This is a genomic window from Leclercia sp. G3L (assembly GCF_021117075.1).
Taxonomy (GTDB): Bacteria; Pseudomonadota; Gammaproteobacteria; order Enterobacterales; family Enterobacteriaceae; genus Enterobacter; species Enterobacter adecarboxylatus_C.
In genome coordinates this window covers 160,295-176,989 of the sequence record NZ_CP088263.1, presented here as the reverse complement: position 1 = coordinate 176,989, position 16,695 = coordinate 160,295, and the positions used below count along the sequence as shown (strand labels likewise).

Sequence of the window (16,695 nt, the reverse complement as noted above, 5' to 3'; positions counted from 1 at the left end):
CCAGGCCATGGAGAAGCAGGTCGCGTAGCGTGGCATTTAACCTCCTTAATCGCCAGGCTATGGGGAAGCTGGTCTCGTAGCGTGGCATTTAACCCCTTAATCGCCAGGCTATGGGGAAGCAGGTCGCGTAGTGTGGCATTTAACCCCCTTAATCGCCAGGCCATGGAGAAGCTGGTCGCGTAGCGTGGCATTTAACCCCCTTAATCGCCAGGCCATGAGGAAGCTGGTCGCTTAGCGTGGCATTTAACCCCCTTAATCGCCAGGCCATGGAGAAGCTGGTCGCGTAGCGTGGCATTTAACCCCCTTAATCGCCAGGCCATGGGGAAGCTGGTCGGGTACCGTGGCATTTAACCCCCTTAATCGCCAGGCCATGGAGGAATGCTGGTCTCGTACCATGGCATTTAACCCCCTTAATCGCCAGGCTATGGGGTAATGCTGGTCGGGTACCGTGGGATTTACCCCCCTTATTGCCACATCTATGGAGTGATCCTGCTATGTCGGAAGATTGGTATTGTTGATACTTAAGAGGCTTTTGGAAGACTTCAATCAACTGCCAATTGAAATTCAATAATGCAGATATTCCAAAATCTAAGAAAAGAATACAGAACGTTAGCGTAATAATAGAATTAAGGTTACTATTAAACGCATAACGCTAAAGTATACGCATTATGCGTAAAGTTTACGTATATACGTTTAATTTCACTATTTAGGTAAAAGGGATCGGAAGAGAATGAATCTAATTGATAAGATCGCCCTTGTCGGTCAACGCATGAAGAGCGAGCAGATCTCTCTGAAAGAGTCATTATTGGTCTCTTCGAGGGTTTCGGTATCGGATGATAGTGTAGACGGTGTTGATCGCCTAATCTATAACCACTGCTTGAATAAAAAAAATCTGTCAGATTTTTTTGGTAAATCTCGCGTAACTTTTAACAAAATCTTAGCGGATCTTGAAGAAAAAGAACTGGTTGGTGCTCCTATCTACCAGAACAAAAACCATCTCTATACCCGCTGGGATGTCCAGAAAATAATGGATGCTCTGAACTATCCTCGATATAGCGACTTCTACTGTAGCCGTACAATCGTAACGCAGAACCATAAGGGTGGTACGGGGAAGAGTACAACTTCAGGCGTTCTTGCAGTTGCGGCAGCACTTGATTTGCATCTAAACGCGCGGATACTGTTGATCGAATGGGACCCACAAGGGTCTATTGGAAGCGGGATGATCCAGAGCGTAGCGGAAGATGATGTTTTCCTGACTGCTATTGACGCCATCTTAGGGGTTTACGAAGAAGACTCAGATTACAGAAAATATCTTGATTTAGGGTACTCGGAAGAACAAATTATTGAAGGTATGCCTTTTTCAACACACCTTCCGAATCTTGATGTTATTACCGCATTCCCTACAGATGCACGTTTCAAAGATAAATACTGGCAGTGTTCCAGAGAAGAACGAACTGAGTTATTACTACGTTTTAAAGAGGTAATCCTGCCGGTCTTGAAGAGCAAGTACGACCTGATCATTATCGATACTCCACCAGAAGATTCGCCAATCACATGGGCAGCGGATGAAGCTGCTGATGGCATTTTGGTTGCCGTTTCACCTCGTGAGTATGATTATGCCTCAACAACTGATTTCATGTTGACGATCAGTGAGCGATTCAAACAATCGCCGAGCAAGGGCGAAAATCTAAGCTGGTTCAAAGTGTTGGCAGTGAATGTCGACGATAAGAGTCCCTATGAAAAGATTGTCCTGGATAAACTGGTAAGGACAGTGCAGGAACTCTTTATGTCTGCAAATATCAAAAACTCAGAAGCGTTTAAAGCCGCAGCTTCTAGGGGTAGAACCGTATTGGATATCAAAAAATCAGAAGAGCTCTGCTCTCCCAAACAGCTTGATGTTGCCGAAGAATCCGTGATGGCGGTCTACCAGCAATTTATTAATGAGATTAAGAGTTTTTCAGTGAAGCAAGGGGGTAATGTATGAGTGATGAGCAGCATATCGGGAACGACAAATCCCGTTATATTAATGCGCCTAAGCGTACTGAAGTAATCCATCGCTCCGGGCTTCAAGGCCTGAAAGGTCAGCCACGCCTGAAGAAACTTTTTACATTACACAATGGGCGGAAGCTTGAGGCGGAACACATCATTGTTCCGGCGGAAAAGGTGGAACTGGAAACCACAGTACACCCTCTGAACCCACGAAATCAGGAGGCTCTTTCTGTAAATGCAGTAAGAGATATTCTGAAGGACATTGAAGCAAGAGGTGTTGATACTGAGGGCGTTGCAGTTAAGCGGAACGGAGTGTATCTGCTAATAGAAGGTAGCCGCAGGCGTTTCTGTTGCATTCAATCAGCAAAAGAATTGCCATTATGGGTTTTGCCTGATGATGTTAACGCAGATGATATTAATTCCATCATATCAGCAACACAAACTTCTCGACGCTTTTCATATCGTGAAGTAGGTTTAAAGTATTTAAGGGAAATGGAAGAGCATGGATTTGTTACCAATGAAGAGCTTGCAAACTATCATGGTATCAGTCACGTGTCCGTCTCTAAGCGAGTTCAGGCTGCAAAGATTAACAGCACTCTTATTGCACTGTTTCCTGACTATGAAGCTATTCCGAATTCTTATTACAATCGCCTATTCCGACTTCAAAAATATATAGAGAAGAATTTATTTTCTCTTGAAGAAGTTGTTGAGAATACACGTGAGGAAATTCGAGATCTGGATATTTCTGATATTGCTGAAGCACAGAAAACCGTAATGGAGAAGATTACAACGGTAGTTGAAAAACTTGATATTAAACCACCTAGCAAAGGTTGGGATACACGTGAATTGGCAACTTTTACTAATAAAGATAAATATGCAAGAATTAGCAAAAGTTCCTCGGGGCGTAAAATCCGTTTTGAGTTTAATAGAATGAACCGAGAATTAATTGACGAAATTGAGAAGTTTATAAAATCAAAACTGAGCGAAATGAATAATTAAAATCAAAAAATATCCGCATCATTAGATGCGGATGAAATTATTCATGTACGCTTTTATTTAGTCTACGCATTACCAAGTCCTAAAAGAAATCAATAGCAAAAAATATCTTAACTATCTGATAATGATGGGTTTTAACATATACGGTATTGTTAAGCAGGCCCCAAAGATTGGGGCCTAGAAGTGTTATTGAACAGGGTGATGGGCCGGTTCAGACAGAAAAGGTCTTAGATCTATATGAACCGCTGCTGCATTACTGTCATTGGTCACGTTTAACGGGGCCTTACCCGGTAAAGACATAGTGGCAACGTCTGGACCAGAAACAGTAAAATTATTTTCTGCATTTGGCATTACTGTGAAAATTTTAATAGCTACATTCTCATGACGATACATTGAAATTCCGAAAGTTGATCCAGCTTCAGTATTGCTGACATCAACTTCAACCGGTGTTTTCCCGATCACTTCATTAGTAAGTATATTTTTCACAATTGCACCTTCTGGGGCAGTGTAAATGCGATAAGGGTAAGCACTTGCAGTCTGGCAGAAAAAAATACACAAAACGGTCAATATATATTTCATGATTGCTCCTTTTGCAAAAATTCTAAATCAAATGATTGAGTGACTACAATTTGTTTGGAATCAAATGAACCTGGGAATTTATATTTAATACTGAACAGTAATGGCAATGTGAGTCCATCTCGTGAAGACTGTGAGATGTTCTTAAATGAGTTATTAATAAATGTTAATTGGTCATTGTTATCGTAACAAAGACCAAGTAAACCAACTGTGGGCACCGTAAAAATTGTAACTGAACTAGGTGATATCAACTGTTTTCCACGTGACGAATAGGTGCAACGACTCCCGCCGAGATTCAGATCAGACAACTCAATAAATTCTTTGGTCCCATTCTTGGCGAGTAACCAGACATCAGTGCCTGAACTCTCAATCAGAAAAGTAACTTTTCCGTCGGTGTAGGCTTCAGTTCTGTTGCTCATTATAGGGTCGAACCCTACCGAAGGGAGGACTGCAATTTTGCTTCCAACCGACTGACATCCAGTCACAAGTAAGGTAAGAATAAATGCTGAAACTTTAATCATTTTCAGTCCTCATAGTCGTTTTCTGTATGGTACTGATATCGAAGTTTTCTCCTGGGTAAATTTTCAACTCTTTGGTGAAATAATCTGAACCACCGAGGAGGTTGTTACGCTTTCCAACCCAAACGAACGACGAAAATTTAAAAGTCCTTACTTTTTCTGCCGCTCTGATCTTGTAGGTATGTGAAGGTAATAAAGATGCACTAGCGTCCTCCGGGATTGCGATAGCGGGTTGAAGTTTTTTGGGGGCATTGATACGTAATGCGATTTCTGGAGAGGGGACATAGTCAATTGACGATTGTTGTGAATCTGACGGTAGGGGCAGGGTGAATTTTTTACCCTGATCTGGGCCAAAAATGGCAATAACCTCTTTTTTCTGCTTTGTTACGGACACTAACGCCTGTAACGGGGTACTGGATAGATCATTGACGAATGAAATTGTCATGCTGGAACCAGGTTCTAACCAGAGAATTCGTTTCCCGGATGCATCTTCATCAAGGGAGATAAATTTTGATATAAACACGCCATTTTTTGCAATGATGGAAAATTCAATTTTGGGTATTACAAGATTTAAAGGAGTTGAAGCAGAGTCGTTTTCAATCTGAAGATAGTTACGCTTAGTCATGCTTGTTTTAATTACTGGTCTTTGTCGACCATCAACAAGCCACATTCCGTTGACGTAATTTGCAGCAATAGTAATAAATTCATAGTTAACCCCAGTTTTGGCATCAGATAGCTGGGACGACGGTATCGGGGTTTTAGTCGATGCATTTGTAATGTTGGATGGACCTAAAAATGCCAGCAACGGCAAAATTATCAGTTCTAATTTAAGCATTATAATGTGGCCTCTATATTATTATCATTTGAATCCAGGTTAAGTGGTGCAGTGTTTTGTGTGTAAATACCGTTTTTATTCAGGATCATTTGGTGGCAAATCAGGGTCGGTGTAGATGCCAGGATCAACTCGACCAGTGTTATTGCCGGAACTGTAGTAGGCGGAATACCTGGTGCCAGTAGTGCTGGGCTACTGATTTCTGACATGTACAGAGAACCTGTATTGATGTGGAGGCAGTTTCCTATGAGTACCGGTAAGTTAGTCAGCGGTAGCCCATGGGCCTTTCTGATGCTGTTAACTGGATTCCGACCCAATACTACGAGGTTTACATCGCTGACATTCACTGGCCTGACTGCGTGATCCATGCCGTATAGAAACTGACTCTGAAAAATATTCACATTTGCCTGATTAAAAGCGAGGAGGGCGTTATATGTATTGTTGAAGCCCTGCCGTATGTCTGTGTAATCGGATGGGCAAATACCTATAGAAATATTGCCTTTAAAAAGCACCTTCATCACAGTAGCCAGCTGGGTGGAGAGCAGTTTGCAGATTTCCTCTTCAAGATAGTTGCGGTTAATTTGTTTATGCCATCGCCCGCCTCTTGCACACCACCGTTCATTAAGAAATGTGCTTGGATAATAAGTCCTGCGGTCTTTATTTATGGGTAAGAGCTTTTTCAGCATCTCTTCTCCGGCCCCGGCAGCTGAGAACACACGAACAGAACGGCCGTCAAAAATCCCTGTGTTGATCGCTGTCATTAACTCCATAGGCTCAGGTCCATAATCGAAGAGATTTCCTGTGGAGAAAACGATCAACTCCTCATCAGGTTCTGATATCGAATGGATAAGGTTACATAGCGTCGAATAATGACCATGAGGGTCTGCCAGAAAGAAAACCCTTCCTGAAAAATTAGTCAGATCAATTGTCTGGACGTGCTCGGATGCCATAAATGCCTCTTTCTGAAATTGCATTAATACTACCGGATGAAAGTCATCAATTTTTTCGATAAGAGGGGTAATTTTTGTGAGTGTCCAAAATGGAGCTAGAAATCATTTTTCGGTTTCCGAGCCGTATCAACTGTAATGCACCTCAGTTGTTTTATTTTTGGTATAAAAACGCTGAGCAAAATATAGTTTTTGCGTGTGTTGCTCAGGTGTACATGAATCTAGGGTTGTATCTGGATTAAAACTGAAGGATTCTTTTTTAACAAGGACTTACGTTAGTGTTTTGTCCCGTTTAATGTTGACCTAAAGCAACCATTGGTGTATAAATTCCATAACAAAAGTGGTGGGCTAAATAAACCAATACGAGGGTTTCTGCATGACTGAATTAGCAAAAACAAAACTGGCTGTGGCTGAATCAAACTCTACTGAACTTGAGACACTCAAAGTTGTTATTGATGATGGTAGTAAAGCGGCAAAACTGGTTTGCACTAACAATCAAGGTGACCTTGTACCTTTATTGACTCAAAATAGTTTCGTTGCAGATTTCCGGGTAAGCCATGACGGACTTATTCCATTCAATTATCTAATTGATGGTCTTCAACGATTCTCGCACCACAGCGAATCAAGCAATGCTTTAGAAACTACCGACGTTGCGCATCAGTACGATGAAATCAGTCGTCTTAATGTTCACCATGCTCTACATTCCTCAGGTCTAATGCCACAGGATGTTCATCTCTACGTAACTTTGCCACTCAGTCAGTTTTATACCGCTCTGGGTGAAACCAATAATGAAAACATCCAACGAAAAAAAGACAACCTGATGAAGCCGGTGGAGCGTTATATTGATGGTAAACGTGTTTCATTTAATGTTGTTTCAGTTACCGTTTTCCCGGAATCCCTTCCAGCGGTAACGCGTGCTGATGAAATCGAATCAATTGAATCTTTTGAATCAAGCCTAGTTATCGATTTAGGTGGGACAACACTTGATGTTGCAAGCATTACAGGTCAGCTGGAACAGATCTCCAGTGTCAGGGGTTTTGACCGTATTGGTTGCTCAATCGTATATGATGAAATCCGTCGTTATTTGGATTCTGCAAAGCTGAATGCAAGTAACGCCTATATTCATCACCTAGTCGATAATCGTGAAAACAAAGCCTCGCTCAAGGTGTCCCCGGAAGATCTTGACGGCGTGTTCAATGCTGTTAATGGGGCTGTGGCGCAACTTCAAGAAAAAGTGATTAAAGCAGTCACTCAAGTGGAAGAACGGCCGCATAATGTTTTCCTTGTTGGTGGAGGTTCTTACCTGATTGAACCGGCAGTTCGTAAACATTTTGACAAATCGAAAATCATCATGGTTGATAATCCGCAATTCGCACTTTCACTGGCTATCGCAGATACTGTTTTTGCATGATGATGGTTTTGCATGATGATGGTTTTGCAAAGGGGAGAGTTTTATGACTAAAAAATCTGAGAAGGAAAACGATCGTATTCAGATTAGTGCGTTTTGGTTATCGGAACGACAATCTCCGTATGCATATAATTTTTTGAAAAAAAATGCCCTAACACATCGTGGCGAGCAGATTTCTCTAATAAGATCTGCAATCACTACGGGGTTAGTGCTAAATAATCTCTTCCCCGAGTTATCTAGTTTTATTAATGGACTGAATGAGAGATTAACAGCTGCTGATCTAAATCGATTTTTTAATGATGAATTTAATAAAGACAAATTAAACAATGAAAATTTGAAAGAACAAATAAGCTTTATGCTTGATTCGAAATTCAATGAATTATTTTCAATGATTAATGGCTGTGATTTTTCTAAGGCAACTTTTTCAACTACTAGTCAATCTGATGTCAGTGAAACATTAAAGGCAGAGAGGGTAAGGGATCAGCGGCTGGAATTAATACCTAAAGAACTGACTGTAAATCCCAAACCTGAGACTTTAGAGATTTTAACGCCGATTGAGAGCGCAAAAAAGAATGATTCAGGTTTAAATACTAGTCATGGTTCTGCTGCTGTTAGCGCCTCACAAAGCGAAAACACGGTGCTGAGTGAACATGCGCAAATCCAAGGTGTGACAAGGAAGCCGAAGAAAAAGGCCAATGCAAACCTCGCAAATCTTGCGAAGTAAGTATAGTAATATCAATTGATTAGATTGAGTTATCTATTAATAAAAAGTCAGCTTACCAGCTGGCTTTTTTTTGGTATATTATTAACAGGTGAGGGGGAATGGTAAACCGGTTTCATGTACTAAATGAATCCCTCGTTGTCACATCTCCAGTTAAGCCAGTTTGAAGAATTATAGAGCCAGTTCTAAGAAATCATTAAAATTCGCGTGGGTTGATTCAGGTCGAACCAGTTACGATTTTGGATAAATTAATTTTGGTTAGGTAAACCACTAAAAAAAGGTGGTTTAGGCCCCGTTTACTGTTCTTTGTTTGCACGATGTATGTATAGGTGTTAAAACGGGTACAGATTTTTCCTAAAGTATTGGCTGAGATAGGAAATATCTTAATAAAATTGGTACTTATTTATTATTTTATGTAAAAAATCTCTATGCTTTACTGGTTAAGTTAGATTTTTTTGTTACCCTAACCCATAAGATCTTAATGGTTACTACGCTGCAAGCGGGAAGATGGTAAGGAACTAGCGGGATCATGTGTAACTATCTGATTATTATAATAAAGGCTGACTGAATGTTATCACGCAACTCACTAATACACGGTTTACGTCGAGATCAGTTAATCGAAGTTCTGTCTATTTCTGAATTCCCAGTTGTCCTGGTCGAGAATCCCTTCATTCAGCCTAAATCAACAGGCAAAAAACCAGTCATTTTTAATATTGATGAATTTCATGTTTCCATTGCCCCAATTTCATCGCTTAAGTACGACTGGGAGTGGGCTCCAATTGATACAATACTCATCGAAGTGGTCATTCCGCCTGCTGAAGCAGACCTGGTAAGCGCCGAGAATGATTTCCTTCGCGATGCAGGTATTGGCCATATTCAATGCGAGCCTGGAGGCGTTTCGATACGCCGTACAGTGACATTTGTTGGGGGGATCACCGCCGACAATTTGCTGTATCAACTCAGGCTTATGTGCGTAAGTGCTTTACACTTGATTGGAGAGGAACTGGAGGATGAAAGTTAATTTTAAAAAGGTAATCCCCCTTTTAATGGTTGGTTTAACAGTGGCGGGGTCTTACTCGATCTTTAACGCAAAACCGTCGAAGCCTGACTTGTACGATTTTACTGGCAAAGTTCTTAAAACCACTTCTGTTTTCCAACCTTGTGATAAAGAATCCACACCTTCGTTGAACATCCAGATAGCAGATAACGGAAGCGTACATATCAATGGCGTTGCATCAAAAGTTACTTTTGTTGAGAGAGTTCCGGGTAATGAAATTGCAGTTAAGTGTACGGGTCTGCAAGTCAAAAATTCCCGCCTTGTGCATACGAGCTCTTACACCATGATAATTTCGGAAGGAAAAGGTGGTTTTGTTATTTCGGATTTGACGCACACGAAGGATAATGAAGTTATGTCCGGTACATGGTTCTTTAAGAAGAGAGTATGACAATGAGCGATCTGTCAGCAACTGGTGCGAAGCCTCAACGGGTCAGAGTATTCAGCCAATCTGTCGCGATGGCATTCGAAGTAAATCTCGACAAAAGTCGCTCTGCTGATAATTCGGCGTTTGTAACTGAGACTGAAAAGTATTACCTGTCTCTCCAGTTTGCTCCTCCGTCTGACAATAGGGAATATGGATGGAATTCAGAGGGCAGCATTCTCATGAAACTATCCCAAAACGAAGCCATGGCGCTGGCATCTGTTTTTCTGAGAATTAAGCCGACACTAAAATTTGAAAAGCGTAAGACCACGCATCGCACTCACCAAGCCTACAAAAATATCAATATCGGCCCCAACGACCGTGGGGGCCTTTTGGTAAGCGCAAGCATTGTACCGGTTAAAATGGGGACGTTTAAGCCTTTAAATTATAACCTTCCCGTAACACAAATGGATTGCGTTTCAACAGGCTTGTTCTTGTTGGGGTTCCTGACACTTAAAATGCCTTGGGTATCCTCAGAATCGATAATTACCGCCCTTCGCCTATCTGAGTCTAAGAGCGGTCAGTGAGCTAAAAAACCTCAATTTCCTGCAAAAATTTAATGTTTTTTTTCCTCTTTACGAACAAGATTTCAGAATTTTTTAACGTAGAGTGATTCTAATTCTGCGTAAAAAAACAGGTGTTCGTCATGAGAAAATCAGGTTTATGTTTAACCCTGTTGTTTTCTTTAATTGCTTCGATTAAATCGGTACAAGCTGAGGCAATTATGATTTCCGGAAAACTCCAGGCTGATATGCCTGCCGTCACCACGTTTAATCCCGGCCCGGGCGATTTTGTTGCATTCGTCAACAATAATACAATTACTGCTTCAGGTACTGGCAACGCATGCAATGTGACGGTTGATGATCGTGCGACATCAAGCGTAGATAACTTGGTCTGCTTTTTTGAATGGCTTCCAAATACCTCTGGCTTTACAGCAAACGGATTCAATTTAACAGGGATACCCAATGCGGCAGGAGAACTAAAACTGCCGTATAAAATTTCTTATTTTTCTGGATCAGAAAGGCAGAAAGTAGAAGTGGTTAATGGGGAGTATACAGTTAATGCTCTTGTACCGGTTAAACCGACGATAACGGGCCTGAAATCGTCTATGAATGGAGTGGTTCAGGATGGTTACACTCTTAAATCCTATCTTAAGGATGAAGCAATTAGGAATGTCACTGTCTCCGTAGAGCCTCGCAATTATGTGCAATATATCTCTATCGGGTCTGGATCAGCTTGCGAAGTCGCAATTGGTGGGAATGGCTGCACGATCGATGTTGGAAGCATCAAAGTAAGTGATTCGGATTTGCTGATGGGTTCACGGGAAATCACGGTCACTGCCAATTCGAAAAATAATTACTTTGCCCCTCCTGAAGCGCAGAAGCTAACGCTGACCTGGGATTACCGTCCTCCTGTTGTTGACCATACTCTCTGGAATTTCACGGATGAAGCTAAAACAATAAGTGTTGGTGGACAGGAGATCTATACAGGAGCTAGAACGGTGGCCGTAGCCGTCAAAGTGCCTCAGGAAGAAACTGAGGGTGAGTGGTGGTTACCAACCGCTATGACGCTAACGATGAATCCTGATGGGGTGTTTAAGCCGACAACAAAAGTTACTTTAGAAGATGGTACGGTTATCGACTTTAAGCAATCCTGGGCAACACCGCTACGTCGTACTCTTCAGCCCGTGAGCGGGCCACAGAAAGTCGGCGATGAATATCTGTATATCTTTGACTTAACAGACTTGACGAATGGTTCTTATGCCGCCTCGTTCACGGTAGAGAACAATAGCAAGAATACCTCTACGTACAATGAGCCTGAAAGCAAACTGATGCTTTCTGATAACCCAACACTGATGGTGCTTAAGGACGGTGCAGCTCTGGCCAAACGAGCTCCTGTGTATTTCTTAAATGAAATTATTGTTGCCGCATTCCAGGGCCAGGCCGGAGTCGCGGATATTAAAGCTGTTACGATAGATAACAAACTTGTTGAGCTCACCCCCACGAACCACAAAGGCATTTATTATCTGCCGGTTGGGGATGATCTAGAAGTGAATGCTGACCATGAAATCACGGTCATAGCTGAAAACCTGTACGGCAAGATTGTGACATTTAATACTACTTTCACGTATCAACCAACAGGATTCACGCTTAAAAACTTTGAGAAAGACATCACATTGTACTCACGAGTTCGGCAGTATACCGATCTCATGAGTCAGACGGCCGGTGATAAATGCACTCTCTTTACTACAGAAGAGAACGCACTGGCATACCTTGAATGGTATGGTGACAAATCTGATATCACCGCCTGTTACCCTCAGTGGAACAATGTGCCTGACGGGCTTGAATTTTACTTTAAAGGTCGGACGCCAGGCCTGACAGGGTTCTTCAATAAAACAGGCGATAACCTGCTCGACTATCAGGTCTATATGATAAACGGCAAGGGCTCTAAAGCTGTATCGTCCAGAAACCGCCATGTGCTGATTACGCAGTTACCTTATAACCCGGTCCTTACCTACAAGAAAAACAAGGTGTTGACGGGGATTAACGATAACACCGCACTGGCGTATACCACTGGCGGGGAAGCAGCTCGTCTATTGGCAAAAGTGGTTCCTGCTGATGTGACAGTCTATGTTTCACAAAACGGGGGGGAAAGCGTAAAAACGACGTTTAAGAACCGTTCATCAAATAACGATGCAACGACGTTTGTTCAACGTCTTAAAGTGGCATCAGCCCCGTTGTGGACGAAGAATGTCTTCGACATAGCTGTCGAGTACTCGAAGGAACCGACTATGCGAACCGTTGATACGCTCAATGTGTATACGGTACCCGACTTTAACATTAGAGCGGCAATGGAAATTGAGGACAAAAAGACTGCTACCACGATGGAATTGCCATTGAAGGTGTCTGTTGGCCGCTATAACAATTCAACCCGCAAAAGTTCATTTAGTCGGACAACAATGGGGGACTGGGATGTAACCATTTACGCTCAGAAAAGTGTTTATGGAAAAGATCCAGAAACAGGCCGATATAAAACGACGTATGAACGTACACCCCTAACCGAAGCACTGCCCGTGAATGATGCCGGGGTGGTTGAAACCAAGATCAAGATAGAAAATATGGACCTCGGGAACGTGCGACTTGTCGGGATTGCTAAAGTACGATCGCCTTTCGCAGATTTCGAACTGACCCGGGAAACCAGTGCAGTTAGCATCCGTGTTTATAAGGGCGAAGAGCTAGAAGGTAATCTCTCAAAGAGTCTGATTATCGGACGTATCCCGCTCAGTACGCTTGTTAACTTCAAATCGGCCAGTACAGCTAACTCCGATGCGCTGGCGCCTACCGAGTGGCAGGAGTCTTCTGATAATGGACAGACATGGACTATGCTTCAGGATATGACAGGGAAGCGAAGCATTTCGATCAGGAAAACTGAGGTTGGTAAATGGCTTTACAGGGCAAAAATGACCAACAAGTTTACGTCGAAAGAGTCTTATAGCGACGTTCTGACGGTTGTAACGTACAAACAGCCTAAGCTGAGCATCGATGTTGCTGAAATTCTCGAAGGCGATGATTTGCCTGTCACGCTGCTGGATAACGATGAACCAATTCCGCAGGGTACGGCCGAAGTGATGTGGTCGGAGGATAAAGTGAATTGGGTTCAGGGTGACACTACCTATAACGTATCGGCCGCTGATACGCTACCTCCGACCATTTACGCCCGAATGCGTTACCTGGATTCTGATGAGTTGGCTGAAGAGTCATCCTGGAAAGAGACGTCTGCCCGGTTAACCGTCGCTAAACCCAAGCGCCTATCTGTTTCAGTAAGTGGTATTTCAAGCGTCGAGGTGGGAAGTAAAGTTACTTTAGATGGTAAATACACTAACCCGAACAGCCGATTCAAGAACGGAAATGACGTCATTGAAGAATGGACTGCCCCTGACGGACAAAAAATCAGAGGTGCGAATCTGTCGATAACTTTGACTGAGCAGATGCTGGATAAGCAAGGATATGCGGCATTTGAATACAGTGCATGGCTTGCTGACAGTAAGGACAGTACTATTTCCACGCGGAAAGTATCTGTTAAATCTTGGGTGTATAAGTTTCCTGAGATGAAAGTCAGTACAAAGCTTAAATACACCATGGCCCCGTCGACCTTACATGTTGCGCTGAGCGGAATAAAAGACGGTGGCTATCCTGGGGTAACTTATTCTCGGGAATGGATCTACGATAAGGACAATATCTCAGTTTTAAAAGATGATGGTGATACGAAAGAATTTGCAATTGCGAAGCCGGGGAAATATACGTTGGTAATCGTTTTCCGTGATAACCGTAACAACGAACAGCGTATTGAAAATACCTTCGTAGTCGATGAGCAAACGCCCATGACTGTAGAAATGACACCGAAATTCTCTAATAAGTTCATGAGGGCGCCTCTTGATGTCACGCTAAGATCTAACATTAAACTGGCGCACTCTGCTGACAGTATTGATACTGTGACATACAAAGTAAACGGCGAGGTTGTTCCTGGTAGTAAAAACTATTGGGCTCAGTTAATTTCTGGTCTTACTGAGAAGAAATACGAAGTCACGCTGGATGTTGTCAGTAAAATGGGCCAAAGAGGTACCGCATCAGTTGATTTTGAGGTTGTTAAAAACGCGGCTCCGCAATGTGCATTAAGCTACACAGAGTCTAATATGAGCTGGAGTTTCACAAACAAATGTATTGACACTGATGGCAAGCTGGTTCGATATGAATGGTATATCAATGATGAGCTAAGGAATGTTTTCGGCAGCACTGCGACACTGTCCAAAAACCTTAATCGTGGGAAGCAAGATATACGAGTTGTCGCGTATGATGATAGTGGGGATTCAGCAACTCAGCGTACGACCGTTTATGGTCCGGATGAGGGCGCGTCAAAGTCCGTAGATTCAGTTGAAACCTCGCAGTAAGGCAAGCTAATGAAATAACAGCCGGGGCAGAAATGTCCCGGCTTTTTTGTTTTTCACTTTTTGATGGGGTAACGTCGGGAAAGTTACTTTACATGAGTAAGACAGCGGCCAGGACAATCACAAATCAAAGACGGAATGAAAGAAAAAAAGGCGGTAAATAATCAGAAATAGCTGGCTTTGCTGAAATAAGGAAGTACCAAAACATGGATAATAGGTTTTAAGGTAATGTAAAAGACAGTCCATTTTGCTTTCTGATTCTGAGAGAAGTAGGTTATGAGAGAATACATACCTAAGAAGCGTGGTTTACTGAGTTTTGATTGGTACGTGCCAATAAATCTCGGAATCCTGATACTGGTTATGTTGATTTTTTTTAATCGATTTACGTTTGGTCATGGACTATTAAATGGATGTTTACCTGCTGATTTTTACATGATCGATCTGAAGGATAAATCGGTAAGGTCAGGGAATATCATAGCTTTTCATATGCCAAAATCAGTCCGTTTTATACGTGAAAATGAGAAGGTTATTAAAATTGTGGCAGGAGTCGGCGGAGATCGCCTGAGGGTCACATTGGATGGTGTTTATAATGGGAACAAATTTTATAAAGCCAATGCCAGACGTATTTCTGTGAAATACGGCATACCTGCCGAGACCATTGAAAGAGAATTAACTATTCCGGAAGGGGAGGTCTTTTTAATTGGGCAAACGGACCACTCATGGGACTCACGTTTTTGGGGGCCGGTTAAGTTGACTTCAGTTATTGGGAAAACATATGCGATCTTTTGAATTAAAAACAACTATTAAGCCTCTGGCCTCCTGTCTGGCATTTTACGCCTTAATATCCACCGCTGTGGCTAGCCCCCAGTATCAACAGGTTGCTGATGACATTGCAAGGCAAGCTCAGGTTCTGGGCGCCCAAATACCGGTACCACACGCATCAGAAGGTCCGCTCCCGTCTGGTTCTCTGGATTCTCCTGATACCAAGAAATACATCCGCCAGGCCGAAGCTATGAAGAAAAACGGGGACCTCAGTCAGCAAACAAATCGCGGTTATGTCCCGGGTATGAATGCTGACAGTGTGCAGGCAGTTATAGACCATACGCAGGCTATCCGCGCTCAGAGTAATAACTCGGAAGCAGTTAACGACATCATTCGCAGACGTGATGAGATTCAGGGAAATTCACAGCTCAGCGAGTCTGCACTGAAATCCGTCGAAAATAAACCAGAAGTTATGCGCAGTCAGTCTTCGAATATCGAAAAGATGTTTGGTTCATCAGGAATCACCGCCGCTGACTTCGAGCGTAAAATAGACAGCAGTCGGGAAGAGGTGCTCTCGACAGAAAACGGTATCACTATCTTTGCGTCATTTAGCTTGCCTGATTACGTCCTGGAAGATCTACTCCGTACCGCGTCAGAACATAAGGCGAGAGTGGTTTTTAATGGTCTGAAGAAAGGCACTACACGCCTCCCTGAAACTCAGGCAGCTATCAACCAGCTGGTGGTGAAGGGGAAGTTTGACTCCCCACTAATTACGATTGACCCGGACGCATTTAACCAGTACCAGATCACGCAGGTCCCGACAATAATCTCCCGTGAGCAATCCCGGTTTGCAAAAATGGTCGGCTCTTTCAACGTTGATTTCTTCCAGCGCGAACTGGCCAGAAAACCCGACCAAGATCTTTTCCCGATTGCTGGTACGACCTATCCGGTTGAAGAGAAGAGCATTATTAAAGAGCTCGAAGAGCGAGCACAGAAATACGACTGGGACGGCGCCAAGAAGAGAGCAGTCGCTGATACCTGGAAAAACCAGTACATGGTTAATCTGCCTCCCGCTCAAGAGCACAAGGAATGGCTAATCGACCCGACAATCAGGGTTACTCAGGACGTTAAAGATAAGCAGGGTCGCGTCATTGCTTCTGCTGGCGAGCTCATTAACCCACTGGCCAGGTTCCCGCAGAACCTCACAATGATAATTTTTGACCCAATGAACCCAGGGCAACTTGAGTGGGCAGAGAAGCAATATCGCCAGCGTCTTGGCAGCGGTCAGGTGATGCCGATGTTCACGCGCATCAAACAGGAAAATGGATGGGATCATTTGAATGATCTGCGCGAAAAATTCAATGGGAAGGTGTTCAAAGTTAATGAGCAAATTATTGCTCGTTTCCAGATAAAAAACACGCCAGCGCTGATCTCCACTGAAAAAGAGAAATTCCGTATAACGCAATTCAGTGAAGCTGAAATACGTGGTATTGGAACAAAAATCGCGGCAGAGGAGAATTGAT

Annotated in this window: 14 protein-coding genes; 10 read left to right on the top strand and 4 right to left on the bottom strand. The window is 42.9% G+C overall.

All coding sequences use genetic code 11. The annotated features are described in order from the left end of the window. Window positions 1-730: 730 nt before the first annotated feature. Window positions 731-1,984, top strand: a complete 1,254-nt coding sequence (locus LRS40_RS00925; RefSeq protein ID WP_039026198.1) for a ParA family protein — start codon at window positions 731-733, stop codon at window positions 1,982-1,984. After that, window positions 1,981-2,988, top strand: a complete 1,008-nt coding sequence (locus tag LRS40_RS00920; RefSeq protein ID WP_001278833.1) for a ParB family protein — start codon at window positions 1,981-1,983, stop codon at window positions 2,986-2,988. The genes LRS40_RS00925 and LRS40_RS00920 overlap by 4 nt, the downstream gene beginning before the upstream one ends. A 183-nt stretch (window positions 2,989-3,171) precedes the next feature. Here the strand turns inward: LRS40_RS00920 and LRS40_RS00915 are convergent, their stop codons facing one another. The 4 genes from LRS40_RS00915 to LRS40_RS00900 are packed head-to-tail and all read right to left on the bottom strand — an operon-like array spanning window position 3,172 to window position 5,885. Beyond that, on the bottom strand, window positions 3,172-3,564 hold the full coding sequence (locus LRS40_RS00915; protein WP_000875157.1) for a hypothetical protein: 393 nt from the start codon (window positions 3,562-3,564) through the stop codon (window positions 3,172-3,174). Next, on the bottom strand, window positions 3,561-4,082 hold the full coding sequence (locus LRS40_RS00910; RefSeq protein WP_000598755.1) for a lipoprotein: 522 nt from the start codon (window positions 4,080-4,082) through the stop codon (window positions 3,561-3,563). Before LRS40_RS00910 ends, LRS40_RS00915 begins: the two co-directional genes overlap by 4 nt. Then, window positions 4,075-4,914: a hypothetical protein gene (locus LRS40_RS00905; protein WP_000915491.1), complete on the bottom strand. Its 840-nt coding sequence runs from the start codon at window positions 4,912-4,914 to the stop codon at window positions 4,075-4,077. The genes LRS40_RS00910 and LRS40_RS00905 overlap by 8 nt, the downstream gene beginning before the upstream one ends. Next, on the bottom strand, window positions 4,914-5,885 hold the full coding sequence (locus LRS40_RS00900; RefSeq protein ID WP_001160355.1) for a metallophosphoesterase: 972 nt from the start codon (window positions 5,883-5,885) through the stop codon (window positions 4,914-4,916). The genes LRS40_RS00905 and LRS40_RS00900 overlap by 1 nt, the downstream gene beginning before the upstream one ends. A 349-nt stretch (window positions 5,886-6,234) precedes the next feature. Here LRS40_RS00900 and parM point away from each other — a divergent pair, with 349 nt between their 5' ends. The 8 genes from parM to trhW all read left to right on the top strand — a co-directional run bounded on the left by parM (window position 6,235) and on the right by trhW (window position 16,694). After that, a complete protein-coding gene (gene parM / locus LRS40_RS00895) occupies window positions 6,235-7,269 on the top strand; it encodes a plasmid segregation protein ParM domain-containing protein (RefSeq protein ID WP_000137273.1) in 1,035 nt (344 codons plus the stop codon). 43 nt (window positions 7,270-7,312) lie between these two features. Further along, a complete protein-coding gene (locus LRS40_RS00890) occupies window positions 7,313-7,990 on the top strand; it encodes a hypothetical protein (protein WP_000163156.1) in 678 nt (225 codons plus the stop codon). 565 nt (window positions 7,991-8,555) lie between these two features. Next, window positions 8,556-9,008 carry a transfer repressor gene (locus LRS40_RS00885; protein ID WP_000952687.1) on the top strand — a complete coding sequence of 151 codons (453 nt, stop codon included), beginning with the start codon at window positions 8,556-8,558 and terminating at the stop codon, window positions 9,006-9,008. Then, entirely contained in the window at window positions 8,998-9,432 is a 435-nt protein-coding gene (locus tag LRS40_RS00880) for a plasmid transfer protein (protein WP_000867278.1), read from the top strand. Before LRS40_RS00885 ends, LRS40_RS00880 begins: the two co-directional genes overlap by 11 nt. Continuing rightward, window positions 9,429-9,992 carry a plasmid transfer protein gene (locus tag LRS40_RS00875; protein ID WP_000178792.1) on the top strand — a complete coding sequence of 188 codons (564 nt, stop codon included), beginning with the start codon at window positions 9,429-9,431 and terminating at the stop codon, window positions 9,990-9,992. Before LRS40_RS00880 ends, LRS40_RS00875 begins: the two co-directional genes overlap by 4 nt. 119 nt (window positions 9,993-10,111) lie before the next feature. Further along, window positions 10,112-14,413: an IncHI-type conjugal transfer protein RSP gene (rsp, locus tag LRS40_RS00870; protein ID WP_144314411.1), complete on the top strand. Its 4,302-nt coding sequence runs from the start codon at window positions 10,112-10,114 to the stop codon at window positions 14,411-14,413. 273 nt (window positions 14,414-14,686) lie between these two features. Further along, window positions 14,687-15,199, top strand: coding sequence for an IncHI-type conjugal transfer protein TrhF (gene trhF, locus LRS40_RS00865; RefSeq protein WP_001209619.1), 513 nt, complete (start codon window positions 14,687-14,689; stop codon window positions 15,197-15,199). After that, entirely contained in the window at window positions 15,186-16,694 is a 1,509-nt protein-coding gene (trhW, locus tag LRS40_RS00860) for an IncHI-type conjugal transfer protein TrhW (RefSeq protein ID WP_001255990.1), read from the top strand. Before trhF ends, trhW begins: the two co-directional genes overlap by 14 nt. The last annotated feature ends 1 nt before the right edge of the window (window position 16,695 follow it).

Coding starts and splice junctions, on each gene's coding strand:
- LRS40_RS00925 (WP_039026198.1), top strand. CDS start 731: ATGAATCTAATTGATAAGATCGCCCTTGTCGGTCAACGCATGAAGAGC.
- LRS40_RS00920 (WP_001278833.1), top strand. CDS start 1,981: ATGAGTGATGAGCAGCATATCGGGAACGACAAATCCCGTTATATTAAT.
- LRS40_RS00915 (WP_000875157.1), bottom strand. CDS start 3,564: ATGAAATATATATTGACCGTTTTGTGTATTTTTTTCTGCCAGACTGCA.
- LRS40_RS00910 (WP_000598755.1), bottom strand. CDS start 4,082: ATGATTAAAGTTTCAGCATTTATTCTTACCTTACTTGTGACTGGATGT.
- LRS40_RS00905 (WP_000915491.1), bottom strand. CDS start 4,914: ATGCTTAAATTAGAACTGATAATTTTGCCGTTGCTGGCATTTTTAGGT.
- LRS40_RS00900 (WP_001160355.1), bottom strand. CDS start 5,885: ATGCAATTTCAGAAAGAGGCATTTATGGCATCCGAGCACGTCCAGACA.
- parM (WP_000137273.1), top strand. CDS start 6,235: ATGACTGAATTAGCAAAAACAAAACTGGCTGTGGCTGAATCAAACTCT.
- LRS40_RS00890 (WP_000163156.1), top strand. CDS start 7,313: ATGACTAAAAAATCTGAGAAGGAAAACGATCGTATTCAGATTAGTGCG.
- LRS40_RS00885 (WP_000952687.1), top strand. CDS start 8,556: ATGTTATCACGCAACTCACTAATACACGGTTTACGTCGAGATCAGTTA.
- LRS40_RS00880 (WP_000867278.1), top strand. CDS start 8,998: ATGAAAGTTAATTTTAAAAAGGTAATCCCCCTTTTAATGGTTGGTTTA.
- LRS40_RS00875 (WP_000178792.1), top strand. CDS start 9,429: ATGACAATGAGCGATCTGTCAGCAACTGGTGCGAAGCCTCAACGGGTC.
- rsp (WP_144314411.1), top strand. CDS start 10,112: ATGAGAAAATCAGGTTTATGTTTAACCCTGTTGTTTTCTTTAATTGCT.
- trhF (WP_001209619.1), top strand. CDS start 14,687: ATGAGAGAATACATACCTAAGAAGCGTGGTTTACTGAGTTTTGATTGG.
- trhW (WP_001255990.1), top strand. CDS start 15,186: ATGCGATCTTTTGAATTAAAAACAACTATTAAGCCTCTGGCCTCCTGT.